Source organism: Bacillus sp. es.036, assembly GCF_002563635.1.
Classification (GTDB): domain Bacteria; phylum Bacillota; class Bacilli; order Bacillales; family Guptibacillaceae; genus Guptibacillus.
The window spans coordinates 3,334,696-3,359,230 of sequence record NZ_PDIZ01000001.1 but is presented as its reverse complement, the minus strand read 5'-3'; the positions used below and the strand labels follow the sequence as shown (position 1 = coordinate 3,359,230).

31 protein-coding genes are annotated in these 24,535 nt (G+C 44.1%); 26 read left to right on the top strand and 5 right to left on the bottom strand.

Annotated elements, in window-relative coordinates; translation table 11 throughout:
* Window positions 1-20 precede the first annotated feature (20 nt).
* The 5 genes from prfA (at window position 21) to ATG70_RS16810 (ending at window position 4,383) form a co-directional block, all read left to right on the top strand.
* Window positions 21-1,091: a peptide chain release factor 1 gene (gene prfA / locus ATG70_RS16830; protein WP_098445404.1), complete on the top strand. Its 1,071-nt coding sequence runs from the start codon at window positions 21-23 to the stop codon at window positions 1,089-1,091.
* 7 nt (window positions 1,092-1,098) lie between these two features.
* Complete coding sequence (prmC, locus tag ATG70_RS16825; protein WP_098445868.1) at window positions 1,099-1,944, top strand: peptide chain release factor N(5)-glutamine methyltransferase; 846 nt, start codon at window positions 1,099-1,101, stop codon at window positions 1,942-1,944.
* A gap of 93 nt (window positions 1,945-2,037) precedes the next feature.
* Window positions 2,038-2,646 carry a stage II sporulation protein R gene (spoIIR, locus tag ATG70_RS16820; RefSeq protein ID WP_098445403.1) on the top strand — a complete coding sequence of 203 codons (609 nt, stop codon included), beginning with the start codon at window positions 2,038-2,040 and terminating at the stop codon, window positions 2,644-2,646.
* A gap of 76 nt (window positions 2,647-2,722) precedes the next feature.
* The gene (locus ATG70_RS16815; RefSeq protein ID WP_098445402.1) at window positions 2,723-3,154 is read left to right on the top strand and encodes a GNAT family N-acetyltransferase; all 432 of its coding nucleotides are present in this window, start codon (window positions 2,723-2,725) and stop codon (window positions 3,152-3,154) included.
* A gap of 188 nt (window positions 3,155-3,342) precedes the next feature.
* Complete coding sequence (locus ATG70_RS16810; protein ID WP_098445867.1) at window positions 3,343-4,383, top strand: L-threonylcarbamoyladenylate synthase; 1,041 nt, start codon at window positions 3,343-3,345, stop codon at window positions 4,381-4,383.
* A gap of 41 nt (window positions 4,384-4,424) precedes the next feature.
* Here the strand turns inward: ATG70_RS16810 and ATG70_RS16805 are convergent, their stop codons facing one another.
* Window positions 4,425-4,685, bottom strand: a complete 261-nt coding sequence (locus ATG70_RS16805) for a DUF2533 family protein (protein ID WP_098445401.1) — start codon at window positions 4,683-4,685, stop codon at window positions 4,425-4,427.
* A gap of 143 nt (window positions 4,686-4,828) precedes the next feature.
* Between ATG70_RS16805 and ATG70_RS16800 the strand changes: the two genes are divergently transcribed.
* Window positions 4,829-5,386 carry a manganese efflux pump MntP gene (locus tag ATG70_RS16800; protein WP_098445400.1) on the top strand — a complete coding sequence of 186 codons (558 nt, stop codon included), beginning with the start codon at window positions 4,829-4,831 and terminating at the stop codon, window positions 5,384-5,386.
* A 92-nt stretch (window positions 5,387-5,478) separates the two neighbouring features.
* Here the strand turns inward: ATG70_RS16800 and hflC are convergent, their stop codons facing one another.
* Together hflC and hflK are read right to left on the bottom strand one after the other, a co-directional pair.
* Complete coding sequence (gene hflC / locus ATG70_RS16795) at window positions 5,479-6,408, bottom strand: protease modulator HflC (RefSeq protein WP_098445399.1); 930 nt, start codon at window positions 6,406-6,408, stop codon at window positions 5,479-5,481.
* Window positions 6,401-7,366, bottom strand: coding sequence for an FtsH protease activity modulator HflK (hflK, locus tag ATG70_RS16790; RefSeq protein WP_098445398.1), 966 nt, complete (start codon window positions 7,364-7,366; stop codon window positions 6,401-6,403). Before hflK ends, hflC begins: the two co-directional genes overlap by 8 nt.
* A 139-nt stretch (window positions 7,367-7,505) precedes the next feature.
* On the opposite strand from hflK, the gene ATG70_RS16785 reads away from it, so the two are divergent.
* The 15 genes from ATG70_RS16785 to ATG70_RS16710 all read left to right on the top strand — a co-directional run bounded on the left by ATG70_RS16785 (window position 7,506) and on the right by ATG70_RS16710 (window position 19,145).
* A complete protein-coding gene (locus tag ATG70_RS16785; RefSeq protein ID WP_098445397.1) occupies window positions 7,506-8,141 on the top strand; it encodes a low molecular weight protein arginine phosphatase in 636 nt (211 codons plus the stop codon).
* Between the two features lie 2 nt (window positions 8,142-8,143).
* On the top strand, window positions 8,144-8,587 hold the full coding sequence (gene rpiB, locus ATG70_RS16780) for a ribose 5-phosphate isomerase B (protein WP_098445396.1): 444 nt from the start codon (window positions 8,144-8,146) through the stop codon (window positions 8,585-8,587).
* Between the two features lie 13 nt (window positions 8,588-8,600).
* Window positions 8,601-9,173 carry a TIGR01440 family protein gene (locus tag ATG70_RS16775; protein ID WP_224881512.1) on the top strand — a complete coding sequence of 191 codons (573 nt, stop codon included), beginning with the start codon at window positions 8,601-8,603 and terminating at the stop codon, window positions 9,171-9,173.
* A 137-nt stretch (window positions 9,174-9,310) separates the two neighbouring features.
* Window positions 9,311-10,558, top strand: a complete 1,248-nt coding sequence (gene glyA / locus ATG70_RS16770; RefSeq protein WP_098445394.1) for a serine hydroxymethyltransferase — start codon at window positions 9,311-9,313, stop codon at window positions 10,556-10,558.
* 431 nt (window positions 10,559-10,989) lie between these two features.
* Window positions 10,990-11,619, top strand: a complete 630-nt coding sequence (upp, locus tag ATG70_RS16760; protein WP_098445392.1) for a uracil phosphoribosyltransferase — start codon at window positions 10,990-10,992, stop codon at window positions 11,617-11,619.
* A 301-nt stretch (window positions 11,620-11,920) separates the two neighbouring features.
* A complete protein-coding gene (locus ATG70_RS16755; RefSeq protein ID WP_098445391.1) occupies window positions 11,921-12,151 on the top strand; it encodes an AtpZ/AtpI family protein in 231 nt (76 codons plus the stop codon).
* The gene (locus ATG70_RS16750; RefSeq protein ID WP_098445390.1) at window positions 12,152-12,520 is read left to right on the top strand and encodes an ATP synthase subunit I; all 369 of its coding nucleotides are present in this window, start codon (window positions 12,152-12,154) and stop codon (window positions 12,518-12,520) included. It begins immediately after the preceding gene.
* Between the two features lie 19 nt (window positions 12,521-12,539).
* Window positions 12,540-13,250, top strand: a complete 711-nt coding sequence (atpB, locus tag ATG70_RS16745) for a F0F1 ATP synthase subunit A (protein WP_098445389.1) — start codon at window positions 12,540-12,542, stop codon at window positions 13,248-13,250.
* Between the two features lie 64 nt (window positions 13,251-13,314).
* Window positions 13,315-13,527 carry a F0F1 ATP synthase subunit C gene (gene atpE / locus ATG70_RS16740; protein WP_048311363.1) on the top strand — a complete coding sequence of 71 codons (213 nt, stop codon included), beginning with the start codon at window positions 13,315-13,317 and terminating at the stop codon, window positions 13,525-13,527.
* A 103-nt stretch (window positions 13,528-13,630) separates the two neighbouring features.
* Window positions 13,631-14,140 carry a F0F1 ATP synthase subunit B gene (gene atpF / locus ATG70_RS16735; RefSeq protein ID WP_098445388.1) on the top strand — a complete coding sequence of 170 codons (510 nt, stop codon included), beginning with the start codon at window positions 13,631-13,633 and terminating at the stop codon, window positions 14,138-14,140.
* The gene (locus ATG70_RS16730) at window positions 14,137-14,691 is read left to right on the top strand and encodes a F0F1 ATP synthase subunit delta (protein WP_098445387.1); all 555 of its coding nucleotides are present in this window, start codon (window positions 14,137-14,139) and stop codon (window positions 14,689-14,691) included. The genes atpF and ATG70_RS16730 overlap by 4 nt, the downstream gene beginning before the upstream one ends.
* 19 nt (window positions 14,692-14,710) lie before the next feature.
* Complete coding sequence (atpA, locus tag ATG70_RS16725; RefSeq protein ID WP_098445386.1) at window positions 14,711-16,219, top strand: F0F1 ATP synthase subunit alpha; 1,509 nt, start codon at window positions 14,711-14,713, stop codon at window positions 16,217-16,219.
* A 49-nt stretch (window positions 16,220-16,268) separates the two neighbouring features.
* On the top strand, window positions 16,269-17,132 hold the full coding sequence (locus ATG70_RS16720) for a F0F1 ATP synthase subunit gamma (protein WP_048311367.1): 864 nt from the start codon (window positions 16,269-16,271) through the stop codon (window positions 17,130-17,132).
* Between the two features lie 84 nt (window positions 17,133-17,216).
* A complete protein-coding gene (atpD, locus tag ATG70_RS16715; RefSeq protein ID WP_098445385.1) occupies window positions 17,217-18,626 on the top strand; it encodes a F0F1 ATP synthase subunit beta in 1,410 nt (469 codons plus the stop codon).
* Window positions 18,627-18,743: 117 nt separating this feature from the next.
* Window positions 18,744-19,145, top strand: a complete 402-nt coding sequence (locus ATG70_RS16710) for a F0F1 ATP synthase subunit epsilon (protein WP_098445384.1) — start codon at window positions 18,744-18,746, stop codon at window positions 19,143-19,145.
* Between the two features lie 50 nt (window positions 19,146-19,195).
* Here ATG70_RS16710 and ATG70_RS16705 read toward each other — a convergent pair whose 3' ends face one another.
* Window positions 19,196-19,750 (bottom strand): DUF1697 domain-containing protein, encoded by a 555-nt coding sequence (locus ATG70_RS16705; RefSeq protein ID WP_098445383.1) that lies wholly within the window; start codon window positions 19,748-19,750, stop codon window positions 19,196-19,198.
* A gap of 55 nt (window positions 19,751-19,805) precedes the next feature.
* On the bottom strand, window positions 19,806-20,291 hold the full coding sequence (locus ATG70_RS16700; RefSeq protein ID WP_098445382.1) for a YbgA family protein: 486 nt from the start codon (window positions 20,289-20,291) through the stop codon (window positions 19,806-19,808).
* A gap of 120 nt (window positions 20,292-20,411) precedes the next feature.
* Between ATG70_RS16700 and ATG70_RS16695 the strand changes: the two genes are divergently transcribed.
* The 5 genes from ATG70_RS16695 to nuoH are packed head-to-tail and all read left to right on the top strand — an operon-like array spanning window position 20,412 to window position 24,535.
* Window positions 20,412-20,789, top strand: coding sequence for an NADH-quinone oxidoreductase subunit A (locus tag ATG70_RS16695; RefSeq protein ID WP_098445381.1), 378 nt, complete (start codon window positions 20,412-20,414; stop codon window positions 20,787-20,789).
* Window positions 20,780-21,298, top strand: coding sequence for a NuoB/complex I 20 kDa subunit family protein (locus ATG70_RS16690; protein WP_142329594.1), 519 nt, complete (start codon window positions 20,780-20,782; stop codon window positions 21,296-21,298). The genes ATG70_RS16695 and ATG70_RS16690 overlap by 10 nt, the downstream gene beginning before the upstream one ends.
* Window positions 21,295-22,428 (top strand): NADH-quinone oxidoreductase subunit C, encoded by a 1,134-nt coding sequence (locus ATG70_RS16685; RefSeq protein WP_098445379.1) that lies wholly within the window; start codon window positions 21,295-21,297, stop codon window positions 22,426-22,428. The genes ATG70_RS16690 and ATG70_RS16685 overlap by 4 nt, the downstream gene beginning before the upstream one ends.
* A gap of 2 nt (window positions 22,429-22,430) precedes the next feature.
* Window positions 22,431-23,528 (top strand): NADH-quinone oxidoreductase subunit D, encoded by a 1,098-nt coding sequence (locus ATG70_RS16680; RefSeq protein WP_098445378.1) that lies wholly within the window; start codon window positions 22,431-22,433, stop codon window positions 23,526-23,528.
* The gene (gene nuoH, locus ATG70_RS16675) at window positions 23,528-24,535 is read left to right on the top strand and encodes an NADH-quinone oxidoreductase subunit NuoH (protein WP_098445377.1); all 1,008 of its coding nucleotides are present in this window, start codon (window positions 23,528-23,530) and stop codon (window positions 24,533-24,535) included. Before ATG70_RS16680 ends, nuoH begins: the two co-directional genes overlap by 1 nt.

Below are 24,535 nucleotides of genomic sequence, written 5' to 3'. Positions count from 1 at the left end.
CGAAAACGAGGTGAAAGATCTTGTTAGACCGTTTAGAAATTGTTGAAGAACGTTATGATAAGTTAAATCAGTTGTTGAGTGATCCAGAAGTCATTAATGACACGACGAAACTCCGGGAATATTCCAAAGAGCAATCAAGTCTTGAGGAAACCGTTCAGGTGTATCGTGAATATAAGGAAATTCTCGAAGGCATTCAAGATGCGAAAGCGATGCTTGAGGAAGAAAAAGATGCAGAAATGCGTGAAATGGTGAAGGCTGAGCTTTCCGAGCTTACACCTAAAGAAGAAGAGTATGCGGAGCGGTTGCGCGTGCTACTTCTTCCAAAAGACCCGAACGATGATAAGAACGTAATTATCGAGGTTCGCGGAGCAGCGGGTGGAGATGAAGCCGCTCTATTTGCAGGTGACTTGTACAAAATGTACAGCCGCTTTGCTGAAATGCAAGGTTGGAAGTCTGAAGTCATTGAATCAAGTTCAACCGAGCTCGGTGGTTTTAAAGAGATAATCTTTATGATCAACGGTGCTGGCGCTTATTCAAAAATGAAGTATGAGAACGGAGCACACCGCGTTCAGCGCGTTCCGTCAACAGAATCTGGTGGTCGTATTCATACGTCTACGGCAACCGTTGCGGTGCTTCCTGAAGCAGAAGAAGTAGAAGTTGACATTCATGATAAAGACATTCGTGTTGATACCTTTACTTCAAGTGGACCAGGTGGACAGAGTGTTAATACAACGATGTCAGCGGTTCGCTTAACGCATATGCCAACTGGTGTTGTCGTTTCGTGTCAGGATGAAAAATCTCAGATTAAGAACAAAGAAAAAGCGATGAAGGTTCTTCGTGCTCGTGTGTATGATAAGTTCCAGCAGGAAGCACAGAAAGAGTATGACGATAACCGTAAATCCGCTGTTGGTACTGGCGACCGTTCTGAACGTATTCGCACGTACAACTTCCCGCAAAACCGCGTAACGGATCACAGAATTAACTTAACGATCCAAAAGCTTGACCAGATCCTTCAAGGTAAGCTTGATGAGTTCATTGATGCGCTTATTACAGAAGAACAAACGCGCTTAATGGCGGAAGCTGGAGAGTGACCCTATGATGACTGTATTCGAAGCCCTTAAATGGGCTTCTTCTTTTTTAGAGAAGCACGGACGTGAAGCATCTGCTGCCGAGTGGCTGATCAAACACGAGTTAAACGTATCAAGAACAGAACTCTTACTTCAAATGCAAGATCAAATGCCGGATTTTGCAAGTTTTGAAGCGAAAATAAACGAGCACGCGAGCGGTATTCCTGTCCAGCACATCGTTGGAAAAGAAGAGTTCTACGGACGAACGTTCCGCGTGAATCATCATGTCCTCGTGCCAAGACCTGAAACAGAAGAGCTTGTGGAAGGCATTCTTTCTAGGTCAAAAAGGCTGTTTCCTAACCCGGAAAAAGCCACGATCGCCGACATCGGTACTGGAAGCGGGGCAATTGCCATTAGTCTTGCGCTAGAACTGCAAAATCAAAACGTCAAAGCAGTGGATATTTCTCAGGAGGCCCTTAAGGTAGCGAAGGAAAATGCACGTCAGCTTGACGCTCCCATCTCGTTTCTTCACGGTGATCTACTTCAGCCGTTACAAGGACAAACGTTTGATATCGTCGTTTCTAATCCTCCTTACATTTCAGAAGAAGAATATGCCGCTCTTGACCCATTAGTTCGAGACCATGAACCGATTCGTGCTCTTGTAGGAGGAGAAGATGGCTATGTACTTTATCGCAGACTTGCGGAAGGTTTGCCTGGGCTGATTTCTTCTCCAGGGTTAATTGGATTTGAGGTAGGCGAGAAGCAGGCAAGAACAGTTGCCGCAATGCTCGAAGCTTCTTTTGGTGAGCGTATTCGGGTCGAGGTTGTGAAAGATATTAGTGGGAAAGAACGAATGGTATTTGGTGTTGTAACGTAACCCTGTCGATTCTACTCACATTCTGGTGAACAGTTCTACGTTTAAAACGTATGAATCTGGCCAGAATGAGAGCTAGAAGGGACGGGATACAAGATGAATCAAAGAGGACTTATTAATCTATTAATCTCATTTTTTATTCTTGCTTCAAGTCTCCAGGGTTCGGGAGTTGTTACAGCAAATCAGCAGATTATTCCAGACGAAGCGATTCGTCTTCGCATTTTAGCAAATAGTAATAGTGAAGAAGATCAATCAGTAAAGCGTAGCATTCGTGATGAAGTAAACGAATCAATTAATAAGTGGGTCGCTGATTTAACTTCCATTGAAGATTCGCGTAGCGTGATTAAAAGTCATTTGAATGAAATTGAAGCGATTGTAGAAAAAGAGCTTGATCAGATTGGGAGCAGTGAATCATTTTCTGTTTCTTTTGGAGAAGTCGCGTTTCCAACGAAACTGTATGGCGATTTTGTTTACCCTGCCGGTGATTACGAAGCCGTCTTAATCACAATTGGGGAAGGTCTTGGGGATAACTGGTGGTGCGTTCTTTTCCCACCGCTTTGTTTCCTTGACTTCTCAAATGGGGACGCTGTTCAGGCAGAAAGCGACGCGCCTGTAGAAGAGCCTGCAGAAGACGTGGAAGTTGACTTCTTCTTGGTGAAAATCATGGATACGATTGTGGACTGGGTGAAAGGAATATTCAGCTAACTGGTCTATTCTCCTTCTTCAACGCATAAGACCATAACAGAACGGTTTTGTGTGAAAATTGAAGGAGGAGATCCATTTGTTTCTCGTTAGAAAAGCAACGACAGATGATGCCGTAGCCGTTAGGAATTTTGTTATGCAATCCGGCCTTGATGTGGACGGGCTACCTAATATTGAGTCGTTTCTTATCGCAGAATCAGAAAAAAAAGACCTGCTAGGCGTGATTGGACTTGAAACGATAGGTGCGTCAGGTCTTCTAAGAGCACTCGTCTTAAATAGCTCTGAATCAACTTCTGAAGGATTATTACAGTTTTTTGACCAGGTACTTCTTTTCGCGAAAAAAGCAAATTTGGACGAGTTGTTTCTTACATCAAAAGAAGAATCATTTTTCTTTCAAGTTTTCGGTTTCTCGACAATTCCCGTTGAAGAAGTACCAAAGTTAGTAAGGGAAAATGAGCTATTTTCCAATCAATCAGATCAGCGAGTGATTATGAGAAAACGTTTAAACTAGCTGATCTCATCAACATGGTTATACACAAATCGAACATGTGTTATCCACATTGTGTGGATACTTGTGTGTTAAGCGGAAGGAAGCGTTTTTACGAATTGTGTAGAATTCTGTGGAAAGATCACTTATTATCCCGAAATAACCGGGTTTATTAGCATTTATTGAATAAGAAGGTGAATAACGTGGAAGGTATCCACACAAATGTTTGGTATGTGGATGAAAATGTGGATAGCGAAAAAGTTTATCCACAGGTTGTGGAAGCTGCCGAATGTTTACAACGTAATGAAGTCGTCGCGTTTCCTACTGAAACCGTCTATGGCCTAGGGGGAAACGCGCTATCGGAAGAAGCTGTGGCCAAAATATTCAGTGCGAAAGGCCGTCCTGCGGATAATCCACTGATTGTACACGTGGCGAGTCGTCCACATGTGGAAAAGTTAGTATCGCATATTCCAAAACAAGCGGATAAGCTAATGAATGCATTCTGGCCAGGGCCATTAACGATTGTATTACCTGGTGGTAAGAGCGTAGCTTCAAATGTGACCGCGGGGCTTGATACGGTGGCCATTCGTATGCCTGACCATCCAGTGGCACTTGCGCTTTTAAAGGCGGCAAATTTACCACTCGCCGCGCCAAGTGCAAACTTATCAGGAAAACCGAGTCCAACCACAGCGAAACATGTGATTCATGATTTAAGTGGCAGAATTGCTGGTATTGTGGACGGCGGTTCGACAGGTGTAGGGCTTGAGTCAACGGTTGTAGATTGTTCAGGCGATTACGTGACGATCCTCCGTCCGGGTGGTGTGACGAAAGAGCAGTTAGAAGAAGTTGTTGGGGAAGTGAACGTAGATCCAGCGCTAAGTGACGAAGGGCAAAAGCCAAAATCCCCTGGCGTGAAGTACACACACTATGCTCCGACGGCTCCGGTCACGCTTGTGGATGGTTCCCCGTCATACTTGCAATCACTTGTGGACAAGCGTAGAGCAGAAGGTAAAAAGATTGGTGTTCTCGCAACGGAAGAATCGAAAGCAACGTACCGTGCCGACGTGGTCATCCCGTGCGGAACAAGAGCAGATCTGATTTCAGTTGCGAACCGCTTGTATGATGTCCTAAGGCAGTTCGATGAATCAGACGTTGATGAAATTTATAGCGAAATGTTTACACATGAGGGCGTAGGAGCAGCCGTAATGAACCGGCTATCAAAAGCAGCCAGCAATCGTGTAATCAAAGAATAACAAAAAACCCGCTCAGGCCTTGAGCGGGTTTTTACTATAGACTAGCTGCGTTTTTTGTTGACGAACTCTTCTACCATTTGCGGTGTTACATACGTACGGGTAGGAATGCTTCCTTGTTTTGCAAGTTCATTAATTTGTAGAGAAAGTTCGTTAATGCGATCCGTTGTAAATGGTTCGTTAGCTGCACATAATTCGGTGGCATGCGCAATTGCGGCTTCTCGCTCTTTATCTAACTGAATAAACAAATTGATTTCCCTGTTTTTTTGACTAAGCTGATTCGAAATCCCTTTATGCACACTCATCGTATTCGTTCCTCCAATTTGGCTCAATCATTACTAAAACACTACCCTTAACGAGCCTTACTTAATCTATTATTCATTCTTTCCCTTCTATTTTCAAGAGGACGTGCATAAAAGTTGAATAGCACGTCCCGGGGGGAGATGGAATGATTTCCACTGCATTAATTGGAGAGCTCGCCACATTAAGCATAATGGCATTTGCTCTCGGTATGGATGCTTTTTCAGTTGGACTTGGCATGGGTATGATTCCGCTCCGTCTCCGCCAAATTGCCAAAATCGGTGTGGTGATTGGACTTTTTCATATGGGAATGCCTCTTGCCGGAATGATGATTGGCCGCGTTTTATCCGAACATTTTGGCACGGTCGCGACGATGGTCGGCGGCGGCCTTTTGCTGTTACTCGGTATTCAAATGGGACTTTCTTCACTATCATCGCGAGATAAACCGTTTGTAACCCCTATCGGATTCGGCCTGCTTGTTTTTTCGTTGAGCGTTAGTCTTGATAGTTTTTCCGTTGGTCTAAGTCTTGGTATTTATGGAGCAAGAGTATTTGTCACGATTCTATTGTTCGGCCTGATCAGCATGTTTTTAACCTGGTCTGGTTTAATGATGGGTCGAAAGTTCCAGCGCTGGATCGGTTCTTATAGCGAACTGCTTGGAGGCTGCATCTTATTTTGTTTTGGGTTGAAGTTGTTGATCGTGTAATGGTGTGATGATGTGTGGGCTGGTGGGGATTTGGCCAATAAAGCACTTTCAGGGAGGGCGCTCGGTCATACAAGCGGCCTCCCTGAAAAAATTTACTCCGTAATGCCCTGTAAAAGCCTCGCATACGGTGAATTTGCTGGTAACATAATCACGGTTTCGTCGTTTAGCGTTGTTTTATACGACTCAAGCGTGCGGTAAAGTTCATAGAATTCGGGGTCTTTGCTAAATGCTTTATTGTAGATTTTAGCCGCTTCGGATTCACCTTCTGCGCGAATTTCTTCCGCATCCGCATCGGCCTTGGCAAGAATCGTATCAACCTCTTTATCTGTTTCTGCTTTGATTCGATCGGAGTCGGCATCCCCTTGAGATAGGTACTCTTGTGCTTTCGATTCACGCTCTGAAATCATACGTTGGTATACAGACTGTTCATTCGCATCAGGAAGGTCGGTCCGCTTCATGCGCACATCTGTCACTTGGATGCCGTATGAATCGCGTTCAAGTAATTCATTCACGCGCTCTCGCACATTGTCATTAAAACTTCCTCGATTCGACTTTTCTTCGTTAATGATCTGGTCGTACTCAAGCTGACCAAGCTCTGAGCGAATAACGGAGAAAATGAATTCCCCCATTTTTGCTTCCGCATTTTCAATCGTCCGTGCGTTAGTAATCATATCCTGTGGGTCACTAACTGACCAAACTGCATAGTTATCAACAGTCATCCGCTTTTTATCTTTCGTTGTGATTTCTTCTGGATTCACATCATAAAGCATTTGATACTTTGGAAGTGTCGTCACAGATTGGATAAAGGGCACCTTCATCTTTAGTCCAGGCTCCGTTTCAATCTTAACAACGTCTCCGAATTGACGAATCACTTTGTACTCGCCTTCCTTTACAACGAAGAGAGTGCTGAAAATGCTGCCAATGATAAGGAGGAGGAGAACAATAAGTAGAATGCTCTTTACGATTTTGCCGGGACTCATCTTACGGCGATGTTCATCCATATTAAAAACGTTCTCACTCATTCTTTTCACTCTCCTTTGGCTTCGGTGTTTCAGTCGTTTTCTCTTGCGCCGGTTGGATCGGTAAATACTTCACCGTGTCTCCGCCTTCATCGGTAATATAAATCTTTGTATCAGGTAGCACTTCTTCAAGCGTTTCTAAGACAAGTCGCTGTCTTGTGATATCTGGATTGTTCTTGTATTCATTGTAGAGAGCGTTAAATGTCGCGACATCACCACGCGCCTGCTCGATTCGCTGTGCTTTTTCACCTTCTGCTTTGGAAATACGCGCATCTTTTTGACCTTCCACAACGCTCAGTTCCTGGTTTTTGTATTTCTTCGCTCCATAGATGGTCGTTTCTTTTTGTTCGCGCGCATCGACAACGTTCGTGAACGCTTTTCGTACTTCATCATTTGGGAGTTCCACGTCTTGAAGCTTTACATCAAGTATGGAAATGCCAATTTCGTAGCGATCTATCAATTTAGTAAGAATGTCTCGAACGTTTCCTTCAATTTCCGCTTTTCCTGACGTTAACGCTTCATCGATTTCGGAACTACCGATAACGCCTCTTAATGAAGAAGAAGTCGCATTGTAGAGAATTTCTTTCGGTTCGTCTGAGTAATATAAGTATTGTTTTGGATTAGTGATACGCCACTGAACGACGAGGTCAGCGAGCACGATGTTCTCATCTCCAGTAACCATTTTGGTTTCCTCTGGATAGTCCACAATCTTTCCATCTTCCTCATCGTATCCGAACGTTAAGCTGAATGTTTCTCTTGGTAGAATATCGACCTGCTGGATCGGCCATGGAAGTTTAAAATGAAGACCAGCATCGCTAATTTCTTCATCAACTTTTCCGAACGTCATAATGACAGCCTGCTCGGATTCATCCACCGTATACCAGCTTGTAACGAGGATTATGCCAAGAATAAGAAATAGAACAATGCTTCCTGCTAAAATAACGACTTTTCTTTGTGACATGCGACTTTCCCCCCTTGATTTGCTTCTTACAAGTATTACGGACAGATGACAAAAAGGTTTCAGAACTTCAAGTTTTTTTCGCTACGCGCGAGGGGTGGATTTATCCCCTTTCTTCTCTCATAATAAGAAGGGAAGGGAAGTGGACAAGGTGAGAGTTGTATTTGTGTGTACAGGTAACACATGCCGCAGCCCAATGGCGGAAGTGATCTTAAAAAATAAAAACAACAAAATTGAAGCGAAATCGGCTGGCGTTTTTGCAGCGAATGGCGCACCGGCGAGCCGTCAGGTAGAAATACTTTTAGAAGAGAAAAACGTACCATTTACGCATACAGCGAAAATGTTGGATCGGAATCTAGCAGAATGGGGCGATCTTCTCCTAACGATGACGAGTAGTCATAAAGCGCTCGTGCTTCGGGATTTCCCTGAAATTTCTCATAAGGTGTATACCTTAAAAGAATATGCCGCAACAGAAAATGAAAAAAAGTACGATGAGTACCAGGAAAAAGCAGCTGAAATCGAAATGAAGCGAGCGGCTTTTCTTCATGACATCACAAAATTGGATACAGAAAAACAAGCTGAAAAGCGTCAACAATTCGAAGCAGAAATGAGAAAAGAGTTAAGTGAGTTGCAAACGCTTGAACAAGCGTTACCTTCGATGGATATATCGGATCCGTTTGGTGGAACCATTGAGCAATATCGAACAACATATGCAGAAATTGAGGAAGCGATTGAGCGAATGATTGAGCGGCTCGATCGAGAAGAATTGGAGGGATAACCATGAAAGTTGCCGTAGGTGCTGATCATGCTGGTGTGAAAATTAAAGAAGACATTATTCACGTAATTCAAGAATTAGGGATGGAGCCGATCGATCTTGGCTGTGACTGCCATGATTCAGTTGATTATCCTGACTATGCGATCCCTGTAGCCGAGAAAGTAGCTGGTGGTGAAGCGGATCGCGGTATTTTAATTTGCGGTACGGGGATCGGAATGTCGATTGCAGCGAATAAAGTAAATGGCATTCGCTGTGCGCTCGTGCATGATCTTTTCAGTGCGAAAGCCACAAGACAGCATAATGATTCAAACGTCTTAGCAATGGGCGAGCGTATTATTGGACCAGGACTTGCGACTGAAATTGCGAAGGTGTGGCTTGAGACAGAGTATGAAGCAGGTCGCCATGCAAAACGAGTCGGTAAGATTACGGAATACGAAGCAAAGGGATAAGGAGGCGTTTTCTGTGAATGAACAAACAGCGCGTCAAATCACCCGTCATACGCTAGAAGCGCTCGGGGACCTTCAGAAAGATGCGCGTCTTTCAGAGCGTCATTTACTTGTCGTTGGGATGAGCTCAAGTGAAGTAGTCGGTCAGCGAATCGGAACGGCGGGCACCATTTCAGCTGCAGAAGCGATTTATGAAAGTGTTCAAGTCTTTCAAAAAGAAACAGGTGTTCAGCTTGCCTTTCAGTGCTGCGAGCATTTAAATCGAGCACTAGTCGTTGAACGTGAAACAGCTTATGCGAAAGGGTATGATATTGTCGCAGCAATTCCGACAACACGAGCAGGTGGTTCCATGGCCACGCATGCGTATGCAAACATGGCAGATCCGGTCCTTGTGGAGTTCATTTCAGCAGATGCCGGGATTGACATAGGGGATACGTTTATTGGTATGCACATCCGGCATGTAGCAGTACCTGTGAGAGGGCGACACACGTCGATCGGTGAGGCTCACGTGACGATGGTTCGTTCAAGACCAAAGTTAATTGGTGGAGAGCGTGCGTCGTATCCAGGAAAAAATGAGCACTGCTTTTAGTCTTAAAACCGAACAATAATTTAGTTCATTTATCTAATATACGGATTCGAACTTCTGTGGTACAATGCAATCGAGATTAAATACGAACTGTTCGTGTTCACGAATGGTAATTTGTGTGGGATGGAAAGGGGATATCAATGCAAAACCTAGCAAAGCAGGATCAAGAACTTTTACAGGCAATGAAAGACGAGCTTGGTAGACAGCGCAGCAAGATTGAACTTATCGCATCAGAGAACTTTGTATCAGAAGCCGTTATGGAGGCGCAAGGGTCTGTTTTAACAAATAAGTATGCGGAAGGCTATCCAGGTCGACGTTATTACGGTGGCTGTGAATATGTCGATGTCGCTGAAAATATTGCAAGAGACCGTGCGAAGCAGCTGTTTGGTGCAGAGCATGTGAACGTGCAACCTCACTCAGGTGCACAAGCTAACATGGCTGTTTATTTCACGATTCTTGAGCAGGGTGATACTGTTCTTGGCATGAACCTTTCTCATGGTGGGCATTTGACTCACGGTAGCCCTGTTAACTTCAGTGGCGTGCAATATAACTTCGTGGAGTATGGCGTTGACAAAGACTCACATCGCATTGATTACGAAGACGTTCTTGAGAAAGCAAAAGCGCATCGTCCAAAGCTAATCGTTGCGGGTGCGAGTGCTTATCCGCGTGAAATTGATTTTAAACGATTCCGTGAAATTGCAGATGAAGTGGATGCTTACTTGATGGTGGATATGGCGCATATTGCAGGTCTAGTTGCAACTGGTCATCATCCAAACCCTGTGCCACACGCCCATTTCGTAACGACAACAACACATAAAACCCTTCGTGGCCCGCGTGGCGGCATGATTCTTTGTAAAGAAGAATTTGCGAAGAAAATTGATAAGTCGATTTTCCCTGGTATTCAAGGGGGACCACTCATGCACGTGATCGCAGCAAAAGCGGTTGCATTCGGTGAAGCTCTTTCTGACGATTTTAAAGGTTACTCTGAAAAGGTTGTTGCAAATGCGAAGAAACTCGCTTCAGCACTTGAAAAAGAGGGCATTAACCTCGTCTCAAACGGCACGGACAATCACCTTGTCCTTCTAGATTTACAAAGCCTTGAGTTGACAGGGAAAGTGGCTGAAAAAGCCCTTGATGATATTGGCATTACAACGAATAAAAATACGATCCCATTTGATCCACAAAGCCCATTCGTAACGAGCGGCCTTCGTATCGGTACGGCAGCTGTAACGTCTCGAGGATTTGGTGAAGCAGAAATGGAAGAAATCGCAAGTATAATTGGTGATGTGTTGAAGCAACATGAAGACGCGGATGCTCTTCAAAAAGCAGAGAAGCGTGTTCAAGACCTTACTGCTAAATTCCCAATGTATGAAAATATTTCTTATTAAATAGCTCTTTTCTAATAGATGGTTGCTTTTGAATCAATTATTGAATAAAAAACCACACTTCGCTAATTGTAGCGGAAGGATGCTCGACTCCTGCGGGACTAGCGGGACAGGTGAGACCCCACAGGAGCGAAAGCGACGAGGAGGCTCACCGCCCGCCCCGCGGAAAGCGAGCATCCTGGAGCGGAAATTAACCACTTATCTAAAAGCAACAATATCTACGAAAAGAGTGTATTAAATAGACACTGACGCCGGGAGATCATCTTTTCCCGGCGTTTTTAGTCAATAATGGGTTGTTAAATTGTAGATGAATCTCAGTGGGAAGAGCGTGAATATTTCATCATTTTTGAAAGCCTTGAATCAACTCGCGTTTTTCTGTAAAATTGCGAAGAAGATTTAGGAACGAAACCAAAACGAAAAGGGGAGTGCATACGATGGGTAAAGTATACGTGTTCGATCATCCGTTGATTCAGCATAAGCTTACATACATTCGTGATGAGAAAACAGGAACGAAGGAGTTCCGTGAACTTGTGGACGAAGTGGCAGCGTTAATGGCTTATGAAATTACAAGAGAGCTTCCGACTGAAGAAGTGATGGTCAAAACGCCTGTAACCGAAGCGAAATCAAAGGTTCTTTCAGGTAAAAAGCTTGGACTAGTTCCGATTCTAAGAGCCGGTCTTGGCATGACAGACGGAATCCTTAAGTTAATTCCTGCTGCAAAAGTAGGACACGTTGGTCTTTATCGTGATCCTGAAACGCTTCAACCTGTAGAATACTATGTGAAGCTTCCTGCTGATATTGAAGAACGTGAATTCATCGTGATTGATCCAATGCTTGCAACAGGTGGTTCGGCTGTTGAAGCGATCAACTCCCTTAAAAAACGCGGAGCGAAAAACATTAAAATGATGTGTCTGATCGCAGCACCTGAAGGCGTAGAGCTTCTTAACGATGCGCACCCTGATGTCGATATTTACATCGCAGGTCTTGATGAGAAACTAAATGAAAAAGGCTACATTGTTCCAGGTCTTGGCGATGCCGGAGATCGTTTGTACGGAACGAAGTAATTTGGAAAAATCTCTTCCTTCTCGGGAAGAGATTTTTTTGTCGATATATCAACAAATGTGAAAAAAAAGTGACAAATTCGACCTTAAATAACAGGGAATCATTCCCTGTTTTCTTTGATTACCACAACTCTGCTCCTGTAAGCGTTACTATCCTTGGTATTACAGGCTTTTTTAAGCGTTTTTTCATTTGTGAATTTGATCACACCATTTCCTCCAAACACATTGACATCATGTACACCCTATTGTAGACTTACAAAGGGTATAGTGATAAGGTTTTCATTTACTCGAAACATCCTTTTCAATGACTTACCTTTATAGCAAAGGAGCGCTTTTATTGAAGGCGATGGCTCTCTATACGACAATCCTTTCTTATCTTGTTGGATCGATCCTTACGGGGGTATTTTTGGGGAGATGGATGGATCGCCTATTCGACACTTTTCCACTTTTTCTCATAATTGGTCTTTTGCTCGGTTTGGGCGGAGGAGTTTATGGATTGGTTCGTCTTCTACATAAGTTTACAGGGGAAGATTAAATGACAGAATACACTCAAAGTTTTCGCCGCTACATGCAATTCACCCTGTATTTGCTCGCCATTTTCGTAATGGGTTGGGGGATTACCTCATATAAAGCATTATTCCTCGGGTTAATTCTTGGCACCATCTTAAGTATTTACAACCTATTCAACATGTATCGTAAGGTCGATCGCCTTGGTGAAGCTACAGTAAAAGGGACAAAGGCAAGGTCACTTGGTTTACTAACAAGACAAGCTGTTGCTGGACTCGCCGTACTGATTGCATTAAGATACCCAGAGTATTTCAATTTGCTAGGTGTGGTAAGTGGGTTAATGACAACCTACCTTATCATTCTCATAGATTCAATATCCAAAATACGCTTTAAGTAGGAAGAGAGGTGAAAAGCTGTTGGAACATCATGCACCTACAACTGAATTTTTAGGAATGACTTTCAATCTATCCAATGTCTTGATGATCACGATTGCTTCTGCCATTGTATTCATTCTTGCAGTAGTGACAACTCGCTCCTTAGCGATGCGACCTACGGGATTGCAGAACTTCATTGAGTGGGTAATGGACTTTGTTAAAGGACTTATTGGAAGCACAATGGATTGGAAAACTGGTGGACGCTTCCTGTTTCTTGGGATGACGCTACTCATGTATATCTTTGTATCAAACATGCTGGGGCTACCGTTCGCCATTGCCGTCGATTCTGAACTTTGGTGGAAGTCTCCAACTGCAGATCCAACGATCACGCTAACCTTAGCAACGATGGTCGTGTTGTTAACACATTATTACGGTATTAAGATGAAAGGTGCGAAGGAGTACGGAAGAGGATTTGTAAGTCCACTGAAATTCCTATTTCCTTTTAAAATTATTGAAGAATTCTCGAACACCTTAACTCTTGGCCTTCGTCTTTATGGTAATATCTACGCTGGTGAAATTCTGCTTGGACTTCTCGCAGGACTCGGTGGCGCAGGAATTGCTGGAGCGCTTGGAGCCTTTCTTCCTATGCTGTTATGGCAAGGATTTAGTATCTTTGTCGGTACAATTCAGGCGTTTATCTTTACAATGCTAACAATGGTTTACATGGCGCATAAAGTGGCAGACGACCATTAAAACAAGGTATCAATGAGTTATTATTATATAAAAATATTTATGAATTATAAGGAGGAAATTTAGCATGGGTTTATTAGCAGCTGCAATTGCAGTAGGTTTAGCGGCAGTAGGTGCCGGGATTGGTAACGGTCTTATCGTAAAGAGTACAGTTGAGGGAATTGCTCGTCAGCCAGAACTTCGTGGTACGCTTCAAACAACAATGTTTATCGGTATTGCACTAGTTGAGGCACTTCCAATTATTGCGGTCGTTATTGCATTTATCGTAATGGGTCAATAATTCAATTAGATAAAGATACGGATTTGTTTCATGATGGCGGAGAAAGTTTCGAAATGAAACCTTCGCCATTCGTTTTGTATGACCTCTGAAGGGAGTGAACACGGTGTTCAATAGTTTAATTCTAGGAGCAGGATTTGCTGCAGGCGATATTCTTTTCCAACTTGTCGCATTTATTGTTCTTCTTGCACTACTTAAGAAGTTTGCATGGGGCCCGCTCATGGGCATCATGAAAGAACGTGAGCAGCACATTGCGAACGAAATCGACTCAGCTGAGAAGAACCGTAAAGAAGCTGAAGCATTTTTGAATGAGCAGCGCGATGAAATGAAGCGTGTTCGTCAGGAAGCGAAAGCTATGCTTGAGAATCAAAAACAAATGGCTGACCAACAAGGTCAGGAAATGATTGAAGCGGCTCGTCTTGAATCCGAGCGTTTGAAAGAAGCGGCTACTGCTGAAATCAAACGTGAACGTGAAAGTGCAGTTGCCTCTCTACGTGAACAGGTAGCTTCTTTATCTGTCATGATTGCTTCAAAAGTTGTTGAGAAGGAACTTGATGAGCGCGCACAAAAGCAGCTGATCGATGAGTATCTTGACCAGGCAGGCGATCAGAAATGAGTAGAGAACATGCAGTAATCGCAAAACGTTATGCCGGTGCTCTTTTTGACATCGCTCGTGAGAACGATAACGTCGAGCAAATCAAGAATGAGCTAACTGTTGTTAAAGATGTCTTTCATCAAACGCCAGATTTAATGAATGTGTTGAAACATCCAAAATTCACAACAGCTGAGAAGAAGAACATGATCCAGACTAGTTTTGGGTCGTCTCTATCCACTCACGTGATGAATATGCTTTTTACACTGATCGAACGTAAGCGTACAGCAATCGTTTTCGAACTTGTTGATCAATATGAAACACTCGCTTATGAACAAAAGCAAACAGCAGTAGCGAAAGTTTATTCTGTGAAGCCTCTAACGGAAGAGGAGCAGATGAAGGTCTCTGCAGTATTTGCGAAACAAGTAGGCAAAACAACGCTTCTGATCGAGAATGTGATCGATCCTACTTTAATCGGTGGTATTAAAGTACGTATTGGTAATCGCATTTTTGACGGTAGCATTAGCGGAAAACTTAAACGCATGGAACGAGAATTAGTTTCAGCGAAGAGCTAGAAGATAGGGGTGAATATGCATGAGCATCAATGCTGAAGAAATCAGTGCGCTGATCAAGCAGCAAATCGCAAATTATCAAACTGATATTAAAGTTGATGATGTTGGTACCGTTATCCAGATTGGTGATGGTATTGCTCGTGCCCACGGTCTCGATAACGTGATGGCAGGAGAGCTTGTTGAATTTTCAAACGGTGTTATGGGTATGGCTCAGAACCTAGAGGAGAGCAACGTTGGTATCATTATCCTTGGACCATACACTGAAATTCGTGAAGGCGATGAAGTACGTCGTACTGGACGCATCATGGAAGTTCCAGTCGGTGAAGAACTTCTTGGCCGTGTTGTAAACCCTCTTGGACAACCTGTTGATGGACAGGGCCCACTAGGTACAACAAAAACTCGTCCGATCGAAAGTCCGGCACCAGGGGTTATGGATCGTAAATCAGTACATGAGCCACTTCAAACAGGAATCAAAGCAATTGACTCTCTTATTCCAATCGGACGCGGACAGCGTGAGCTAATCATCGGTGACCGTCAGACTGGTAAGACTTCGATTGCAATCGATACAATCCTAAACCAAAAAGACGAAGATATGATCTGTATCTACGTTGCAATTGGTCAGAAAGAATCTACGGTACGTGGCGTTGTTGAAACGCTTCGTAAGCAGGGTGCCCTTGATTACACAATCGTTGTAACGGCAGGCGCATCTCAGCCTTCTCCACTTCTTTTCCTTGCACCATATGCTGGTGTAACAATGGGTGAAGAATTCATGTATAACGGCAAGCACGTTCTTGTTGTATACGATGATTTAACAAAGCAGGCTTCTGCATACCGTGAACTTTCCCTACTACTTCGTCGTCCTCCAGGTCGTGAAGCATATCCAGGGGATGTATTCTATCTTCACTCACGCCTTCTTGAGCGTGCAGCGAAGCTTAGTGATGCAAAAGGAGCAGGTTCACTAACTGCCCTTCCGTTTATCGAAACTCAAGCTGGCGACGTATCAGCTTATATCCCAACTAACGTTATCTCCATCACTGATGGACAGATCTTCCTACAATCTGATCTCTTCTTCTCGGGTGTACGTCCAGCGGTTAACGCCGGTCTTTCCGTATCCCGTGTAGGTGGTTCCGCTCAGATTAAAGCGATGAAGAAGGTTGCCGGTACACTACGTCTTGACCTTGCATCATACCGTGAGCTAGAAGCATTTGCTCAGTTCGGATCTGATCTTGATAAAGCAACACAAGCGAAGCTGAACCGCGGTGCTCGTACGGTTGAAGTTCTTAAGCAGGGGCTAAACAAGCCACTTGCTGTTGAGAAGCAGGTTGCGATTCTTTACGCTCTAACTCGTGGATTCCTTGACGATATCCCTGTTACCGATATCCAGCGTTTTGAATCTGAAATGATGACATGGATCGAACACAATAAGAAAGACATTTTCAATACAATTCGTGAAACAAAAGCTCTTCCTGATGAAAAAGAATTCAACGGTGCAATCGAAGAATTCAAAAAGAGCTTCGCAGTATCTGAATAAGAGGGATGCGGCGGAAACGCCGCGGCCAGCTTAAAAGGTGGTGAAATGAATGGCATCTTTACGCGATATTAAGTCGAGAATTACATCGACGAAGAAAACAAAGCAGATTACAAAAGCAATGCAGATGGTTTCGGCTGCGAAATTGAACCGTGCTGAAATGAATGCCAAGTCATTCGTTCCATATATGGAGAAAATTCAAGAAGTTGTTGGAAGCATTGCAAATGGATCGAGCGGCGGAAGTCATCCGATGTTAGAAAGCCGTGAAGTGAAGAAAACGGGCTATGTGGTGATCACATCCGACCGTGGACTTGCTGGGGCATACAATAGCTCGGTACTACGTCATGTGTATAGAACAATTAATGAGCGTCATAACTCAACTGATGAGTACGCGATTATCGTAGCTGGTAAAGTAGGACTTTCCTTCTTTAAAAAGCGCGGAATGCCTGTTGTCGAAAGTATCGTTGGTCTTTCTGATCAGCCTGCTTTTGCAGACATTAAAGACATTGCGTCTCGAACAGTAGGTATGTTTGAAGACGGAGCTTTCGATGAGCTTTATCTTTATTACAACCACTATGTAAGTGCCATTCAGCAAGATTTAACGGAGAGAAAACTTCTTCCGTTAACGGATATTGAGACAGGTGGAGGCAAATCACTGGCAAGCTACGAGTATGAGCCATCAGAAGAAGAAATTCTTGAGATCCTCCTTCCTCAATATGCTGAAAGCTTGATCTACGGAGCTCTTCTCGATGCGAAAGCAGCAGAGCACGCATCTCGTATGACAGCGATGAGAAGTGCGACAGACAATGCGGACGATCTTATCGGCGACCTTACACTTTCTTACAACCGTGCTCGTCAGGCTTCAATCACTCAGGAACTTACTGAGATTGTAAGTGGAGCGGCAGCACTCGAGTAGAAATGAAATGAATTAGATAGTCTTAAATGCCAAACAGGAATGCTTATTGTTTTGGCAGCTTAAAGCAAGTTAGGAGGGAACAGGATGAACAAGGGATACATTACCCAGGTTATGGGTCCGGTTGTAGACGTTAAGTTTGAGAGCGGCAAGCTCCCAGAAATCTACAACGCCCTTAAAGTTAACTATATCGCTCAAACTGGTGCTGAAGAGAGCATCGAATTGACGCTTGAAGTCGCGCTTCACCTTGGCGATAACTCTGTTCGTACCGTAGCAATGGGTTCAACAGACGGACTTGTACGTGGAGTTGAAACACTCGATACAGGTGCACCAATCTCCGTTCCAGTTGGAGATATCACACTAGGACGTGTATTTAACGTACTAGGTGAGAAAATCGACCTTAATGAAGAGATCGGCGAAGTTCGCCGTGATCCGATTCACCGTCTTGCACCGGTATTCGATGAACTTTCAACAACTACTGATATTCTTGAAACAGGAATTAAAGTAGTAGATCTTCTTGCACCATACGTTAAAGGTGGTAAGATCGGTCTCTTCGGTGGTGCCGGTGTAGGTAAAACGGTACTGATCCAGGAACTGATCAACAACATCGCACAAGAGCACGGCGGTATTTCTGTATTCGCTGGTGTTGGTGAACGTACGCGTGAAGGTAATGACCTTTACTACGAGATGACTGATTCTGGCGTTATTAAGAAAACAGCAATGGTATTCGGTCAGATGAACGAACCACCAGGTGCACGTATGCGTGTTGCCCTTTCAGGTCTTACAATGGCAGAATACTTCCGTGATGAGCAAGGACAAGACGTTCTTCTCTTTATCGATAACATCTACCGCTTTACACAAGCTGGTTCAGAGGTATCGGCATTGCTTGGTCGTATGCCATCAGCAGTAGGTTACCAGCCTACACTTGCTACTGAGATGGGTCAACTTCAAGAGCGTATTACGTCAACTAACAAAGGTTCTGTTACTTCAATCCAGGCAATCTACGTACCAGCCGATGACTATACTGACCCGGCTCCGGCAACGACGTTTGCTCACCTTGATGCAACAACGAACCTTGAACGTAAATTATCTGAACAAGGTATCTACCCAGCGGTGGATCCACTTGCTTCAACTTCTCGTGCGCTTTCTCCTGAAATCGTTGGAGATGAGCACTACAACACTGCGCGTGAAGTGCAACAAACACTTCAGCGCTACAAAGAGCTTCAAGACATCATCGCAATTCTTGGTATGGATGAGCTTTCTGATGAAGATAAGCTAACTGTTTCTCGCGCTCGTCGCATTCAGTTCTTCCTTTCTCAGAACTTCCACGTAGCTGAACAGTTTACTGGACAAAAAGGTTCATACGTACCAGTTAAAGAAACAATCAAAGGATTCAAAGAAATCCTTGATGGTAAACACGATGATATTCCAGAGGACGCATTCCGTCTTGTTGGGACAATTGAAGAAGTAGTAGAGAAAGCGAAACAAATGGCGTAAAGCAAAAGTAGTGCGGAGACCTAACTTGTCTACCGCACGAACTTTTGATTTAGCAGCGATTAGCTAAATTTCTTCTACTTTCTCTAATTCCGATCACCACACCCAGGGAGGGGTACAATGAATACATTGAAAGTCAGTGTAGTCACCCCTGACGGCCCGGTATACGAAGGGGAAGCTGAATTGGTCAGCGTAAAAGCAAAGAGCGGTGAGCTCGGTATTTTACCAGGACACATTCCGCTTGTTGCCCCTCTTACAATCAATGCGGTGCGTTTCAAAAATGGAGCGGATACACATTTACTGGCCGTTAGCGGTGGGTTTGTTGAAGTAAGGCCAAAGCAAGTCACGATCCTTGCTGAGTCTGCTGAATTACCTTCTGATATTGACGTGGAACGCGCACGTGCAGCGAAGGAAAGAGCGGAACAACGCTTGGATCAAGCGAAGCAAGACAATGTTGATTTCAAACGCGCTGAGCTAGCGCTTAAGCGTGCAATCAACCGCCTTGATTTGGCAGGTAAATAAATGGAAAGCACCAGCGGGAATTTCCCGCTGGTGCTTTTTTGCAATTAAGACTATACATTCGGTAGTAAGCTATTCATTTTGTTAATCGTTTTCCAATTTCGTACGGTCGCATACTCATTAGACCGAGTGATGAAGGCCGCAAGTTTTGAATTTCGAATGCTCTCATGAAACAGTAAATAAATTTCCCTACCTCTAATCTCACATTCTTCGGTTTCAGATGAATAGGTAAGAAGCTTCTTTACGTCATCCGCTAAGAGAGGTTCTGCTACCATTGCCACATAAAGACTTTCTCCAATCGCTGTTTTCTGCGCTTTTGAAATTTGTTGGTCATGAAAAGGACAGTTTTCGATCAAGTTCTTCCACTCTACAGCGGTCCTTAAAACGATGGGGACCTTTAATTCAAACTGTTTACGAATAATCTCTTCCATCTTTTTTCTTAAAAGGACTTCAGATTCTTCTGATTGAAACAAGACGTTCCCACTTTGAATATACGTTTTCACATGCTGAAACCCTTCATTTGAAAGGGCATCGCGCAATTCGGACATGTTGATTTTATTTTTACCGCCGACGTTAATGCCCCTTAATAATCCGACATAGGTTGTCATTTTCATCCCACCTTCTTTTGTTGGTTAACTACGGGATGCTAACGTGGAAATCCTTTTATTTTTCACTGCTTTCTAGATAATCTTCTCTTGAAACAATCCGCATCTGTTTTTGATCATACACTTCATTCCATTTCCTCTGTGGTTGAACAAAGCTGCTTTGTAACAAATAATCAGACGGATAGGTTTCGAGTAGCTTCCAAAGCTGCATACGAAACAGTTCAATGTTGTGATCGGTTAAGGGATCTAAATCAGATAGTTGCTTATTCATAGCGGCGATAAATTCATCTTTCTCCTCACTTGTTGCTCTTTTTTTGAAATAGCCCCACATATGTTGGAGTGTTGTCCGCATACCTTTTTTAGTATAGGGAAGAGTTAAGGTTTCTTTTAGTAAGTCATAGACGTAAAGCAGTTCTTCAGGAGATTGCGCTTTTTTTAATGAGTCTCCTATGTTTTTGTAATGCTCATAGCCTTTGGCCATCACCGTATATTTATTTCTTGCCCACAGCTTTTCTGTCAGCGTTCGAATTCGTTTATCGCTCATTTGACCACCTCTGTTCGAAATTTAAAAAAAACTTACAAATAAAAGCAAGAATAAGAGTGGGGATGTTGAATTAGTATACAAGACTAGCAACTTTACAGCACGATGAGAGGAGAGACCTTCATGGGTGAATCACTTAACGTGTACCAAAATAGTTACCTCTTCGTAATCATGTTCCTTTTCCTTGGCCTTCTCCTTCCAGCTGTTGCCCTAACGGCAGGAAGATTCCTTCGTCCCTCAAAACCAACATCTGAGAAACAAACAACCTATGAAAGCGGCATAGAGCCGTTTCACCAAAGCTGGATTCAGTATAACGTTCGTTATTATTTATTCGGACTGCTTTTTGTCATCTTTGATGTCGAAACCGTTTTCTTGTATCCATGGGCGGTTGCCTATCAAAAGCTTGGTTTCTTTGCGTTCATCGAAATGATGATCTTTATTGTCATGCTATTAATTGGCTTACTATACGCATGGAAAAAGAAGGTGTTGAAATGGATTTGAACTTAGAAAATATAACGCCGGAAGAATACGAGGAAATGAAGCATAATGTTTTTCTCGCAACGCTTGAAAATGTAAAGGCTTGGGCACGAAGCAATTCGCTCTGGCCGTTAACATTTGGTCTCGCCTGCTGTGCAATCGAAATGATGGGTTCGGGGGCTTCCCACTATGACCTTGATCGCTTTGGAACGTTTTTTCGAACGTCTCCAAGACAGTCTGATGTCATGATTGTATCAGGAACCGTAACGAAAAAAATGGCTCCTGTACTAAAGCGTCTTTATGATCAAATGCCTGAACCAAAATGGGTCATTGCGATGGGCTCTTGTGCGACTGCTGGCGGCCCTTATATTAACTCCTACGCAGTGGTTAAGGGAGTGGATCAAATCGTCCCTGTTGATGTGTATATCCCTGGCTGTCCGCCAAACCCAGCAGCCCTCATATACGGCATAAATAAACTACAAGAAAAGATCCGCTATGAAGCGCGCACTGGAAAGCGGGTGACGAATCGATGAGCGATCAAACACCTGAAGAGTTGGCGGAAGAAAAACGAAAAGCCGTAGAAGAAGCAAAGCGGAAGGCGGCTGAGTTACGGAAAAAGAAGGCGGAAGCCGAAAATCCCGCTGATGACCTTGAACTTCAAAAGAAAAAAGCGGTCGCAGCAGCTAAAGCAAAAGCAGCTGCGCTGAAAAAGCAAAAAGAAATGGAGCAAAGTGAACAGAATAGCGTCGCGGAGAAAGAAGACGTTGAACTTGCGAAAAAGAAAGCAGTCGCAGCCGCGAAGGCGAAAGCTGCGGCGCTGAAAAAACAAAAAGAAATGAACCAAAACGAAACGGATCAGGAAGCATCGGAAGACGATGTCGCCCTTGCGAAAAAGAAGGCGGTTGCTGCTGCGAAGGCGAAGGCCGCTGCGCTGAAAAAGCAGAAAGAAAAAGGGGAGCAAATAGAGGGAGAGGGAGAAGACGAAGCTGCCCTCGCAAAAAAGAAAGCTGTAGCTGATGCAAAGGCGAAAGCGGCAGCCCTAAGAAAGCAAAAAGAGGCAGGTAATTCCGAGGCTACGGATGAGAATGCAAAAGCGATCGCAGCTGCAAAGGCAAAAGCCGCTGCTGCTAAAGCAAAGAAGGCTGCTTCGGAAACGGATGAGCCTCTAAAAGAAGAAAGCCCTTCACCAAATCAGCCTGTGCTTGACCGATACCTGCATATCATTCGAGAAAACCTTGGCGACGACCTTCTTGAAGATGCTTATATTAATCGTCTGGCGAAAGACGTGCCGACGCTTGTGGCGAGGAAAGAAACGTACTTAAAGGTGGCGCAGTTTCTTAAATACAATGAGCTTCTTGCTTTTGATTATCTTTCTGAAACGCACGGCACCGACTTTGAGACTCATATGGAAATTTACAATCACCTGTATTCGTATCAAAATCGCCAGAGCGTTGCCTTAAAAGTGAGGATTGATCGAGACAAACCTGTCGTTGATTCGTTGACATCCCTTTGGGCTGGGGCAAATTGGCCTGAGCGAGAAGGATATGATCTTCTCGGCATTGTTTTCAATGGGCATCCAAATTTGACGCGAATCATGATGCCGGATGACTGGGTCGGCCATCCGCTTCGAAAAGATTATGAGCCATATGATGTGGAGGTGTAGCGATGATTCGGACAGAGGAGATGCTTTTAAATGTAGGTCCACAGCATCCGAGTACGCATGGCGTCTTCCGCATCGTGCTTACAATTGATGGAGAAGTCATAAAAGAAGCAAAGCCTGTTATCGGTTACCTGCATAGAGGCACGGAAAAGATTGCAGAAAACCTGCAATACACGCAGATTATCCCGTATACAGACAGAATGGATTATCTTGCTGCCATGACGAATAACTACATTCTCTGCCATGCGGTTGAAACGATGATGGCAATGGACATTCCTGAGCGAGCGGATTACCTTCGCGTCATTGTGATGGAGCTTGGAAGAATAGCGAGTCACCTTGTTTGGTTCGGCACCTATTTGCTCGACATTGGCGCGATGAGCCCGTTTCTTTATGCCTTCAGAGAGCGAGAAGTGATCATTAATTTGTTAACGGAGATCTCAGGAGGACGACTGACCTTTAATTATATGCGCGTTGGTGGCGTCAAATGGGATGCGCCTGAAGGTTGGCTGGAGAAGGTGCGAGAGTTTGTGCCGTATATGAGAGAACAGCTCGCCGGCTACCATGACCTCGTAACAGGGAATGAAATTTTTATGGCAAGAATGAAAGGGGTAGGCGCTTATTCCAAACAAAAGGCGATTGCGTACTCATTAAGTGGTGCGAACCTACGCTGTACAGGCGTGCAGTGGGACCTCAGGAAAAACGAACCTTATTCGCTTTATGATCGCTTTCAGTTTGAAATTCCTGTCTTTCCACAAGGTGACGCTTTGGCACGCTACAACTGTCGTATGGCTGAAATAGAAGAGGCGTTGAAAATTGTCGAGCAGGCAGTGGAACAAATTTCCGAAGGGCCGATTATGGCAAAAGTGCCGCGGATCATTAAGCCTCCTGCAGGTGAGACATATGTGCGCATTGAATCGCCGCGCGGAGAAATTGGCTGCTACATTGCCTCCAAAGGGAAAAAAGAGCCCTACCGCCTGAAGTTCCGTCGACCATCTTTTTATAATCTGCAAATCTTACCTGAGCTACTTGAAGGGGAGAATATCTCGAACTTGATCGCTATTCTCGGTGGCATTGATATTGTGCTCGGGGAGGTGGACGGCTAATGATCAACGACATGCTTGCATCGCCACCTGGATACTGGCAGACGCTCAGTTTTTTCCTTGTCGGTGCCGCCATGTTAATGGTTGTACTCGGATTCGTGACGTACGCCATTTTGGCTGAGCGAAAAGTGCTTGGGTTTATGCAGCTCCGTCATGGTCCAAACAGAGTTGGTGGGCGATTCGGATTATTACAAACGGTAGCGGACGTTTTGAAGCTTTTATTAAAAGAAGATACGATTCCACGCGATGCGGATCGCCCGCTCTTTATCATTGCGCCTGTTGTTGCCTTTGCACCGGCGTTTATCGTAATCGCAGCACTTCCGCTAACCGAGCAGGTTTCCTTTGCCAATATTGGCGTTGGCTTGCTTTATTACATTGCCATATCTGGGATTTCAACGATAGGCATTCTAGCAGGGGGATGGGCGTCGAACAATAAATACGCGTTGCTCGGTAGTATGCGATCAGCGGCGCAGATGATTTCCTATGAAATTCCGCTAGTGATGAGTGTTGTAGGAATTGTGCTGTTAACAGGATCGTTAAATCTCAATACAATTATTGCCGAGCAGGAGTCTGTTGCCTTTTTGTTTAAACAGCCGCTTGCGTTTCTAATCTTTTTGATTGCTTCCGTTGCGGAATTGAATCGAACCCCATTTGACTTACCTGAAGCAGAATCAGAGCTCGTCGCAGGTTATCACGTTGAATATTCAGGATTTCGCTTTGCATTCTTTATGCTTGCGGAATATGTTTATTTATTTGCGATGGCATCGTTAACAACCATTCTTTTTCTTGGAGGATGGCAGGCGATCCCGTTTTTAACCTTTATACCAGGCGCAGTCTGGTTTGCGCTTAAATTTATTTTCATCGTGTTCGTGATGATCTGGATTCGCGGCACGTTTCCTCGTCTTCGAGCCGATCAACTTATGTCATTCGGATGGAAAATTCTTTTACCGCTCGCTTTATTAAACATTTTTCTAACGACCATTGTGATCGAAATCATTCGCTCATTCTAA

Coding starts and splice junctions, on each gene's coding strand:
- prmC (WP_098445868.1), top strand. CDS start 1,099: ATGACTGTATTCGAAGCCCTTAAATGGGCTTCTTCTTTTTTAGAGAAG.
- spoIIR (WP_098445403.1), top strand. CDS start 2,038: ATGAATCAAAGAGGACTTATTAATCTATTAATCTCATTTTTTATTCTT.
- ATG70_RS16805 (WP_098445401.1), bottom strand. CDS start 4,685: ATGAGTGTGCATAAAGGGATTTCGAATCAGCTTAGTCAAAAAAACAGG.
- ATG70_RS16800 (WP_098445400.1), top strand. CDS start 4,829: ATGATTTCCACTGCATTAATTGGAGAGCTCGCCACATTAAGCATAATG.
- hflC (WP_098445399.1), bottom strand. CDS start 6,408: ATGAGTGAGAACGTTTTTAATATGGATGAACATCGCCGTAAGATGAGT.
- hflK (WP_098445398.1), bottom strand. CDS start 7,366: ATGTCACAAAGAAAAGTCGTTATTTTAGCAGGAAGCATTGTTCTATTT.
- rpiB (WP_098445396.1), top strand. CDS start 8,144: ATGAAAGTTGCCGTAGGTGCTGATCATGCTGGTGTGAAAATTAAAGAA.
- glyA (WP_098445394.1), top strand. CDS start 9,311: ATGCAAAACCTAGCAAAGCAGGATCAAGAACTTTTACAGGCAATGAAA.
- upp (WP_098445392.1), top strand. CDS start 10,990: ATGGGTAAAGTATACGTGTTCGATCATCCGTTGATTCAGCATAAGCTT.
- ATG70_RS16755 (WP_098445391.1), top strand. CDS start 11,921: ATGACTTACCTTTATAGCAAAGGAGCGCTTTTATTGAAGGCGATGGCT.
- ATG70_RS16750 (WP_098445390.1), top strand. CDS start 12,152: ATGACAGAATACACTCAAAGTTTTCGCCGCTACATGCAATTCACCCTG.
- atpE (WP_048311363.1), top strand. CDS start 13,315: ATGGGTTTATTAGCAGCTGCAATTGCAGTAGGTTTAGCGGCAGTAGGT.
- ATG70_RS16730 (WP_098445387.1), top strand. CDS start 14,137: ATGAGTAGAGAACATGCAGTAATCGCAAAACGTTATGCCGGTGCTCTT.
- atpA (WP_098445386.1), top strand. CDS start 14,711: ATGAGCATCAATGCTGAAGAAATCAGTGCGCTGATCAAGCAGCAAATC.
- ATG70_RS16720 (WP_048311367.1), top strand. CDS start 16,269: ATGGCATCTTTACGCGATATTAAGTCGAGAATTACATCGACGAAGAAA.
- atpD (WP_098445385.1), top strand. CDS start 17,217: ATGAACAAGGGATACATTACCCAGGTTATGGGTCCGGTTGTAGACGTT.
- ATG70_RS16710 (WP_098445384.1), top strand. CDS start 18,744: ATGAATACATTGAAAGTCAGTGTAGTCACCCCTGACGGCCCGGTATAC.
- ATG70_RS16705 (WP_098445383.1), bottom strand. CDS start 19,750: ATGACAACCTATGTCGGATTATTAAGGGGCATTAACGTCGGCGGTAAA.
- ATG70_RS16700 (WP_098445382.1), bottom strand. CDS start 20,291: ATGAGCGATAAACGAATTCGAACGCTGACAGAAAAGCTGTGGGCAAGA.
- ATG70_RS16695 (WP_098445381.1), top strand. CDS start 20,412: ATGGGTGAATCACTTAACGTGTACCAAAATAGTTACCTCTTCGTAATC.
- ATG70_RS16690 (WP_142329594.1), top strand. CDS start 20,780: ATGGATTTGAACTTAGAAAATATAACGCCGGAAGAATACGAGGAAATG.
- ATG70_RS16685 (WP_098445379.1), top strand. CDS start 21,295: ATGAGCGATCAAACACCTGAAGAGTTGGCGGAAGAAAAACGAAAAGCC.
- ATG70_RS16680 (WP_098445378.1), top strand. CDS start 22,431: ATGATTCGGACAGAGGAGATGCTTTTAAATGTAGGTCCACAGCATCCG.
- nuoH (WP_098445377.1), top strand. CDS start 23,528: ATGATCAACGACATGCTTGCATCGCCACCTGGATACTGGCAGACGCTC.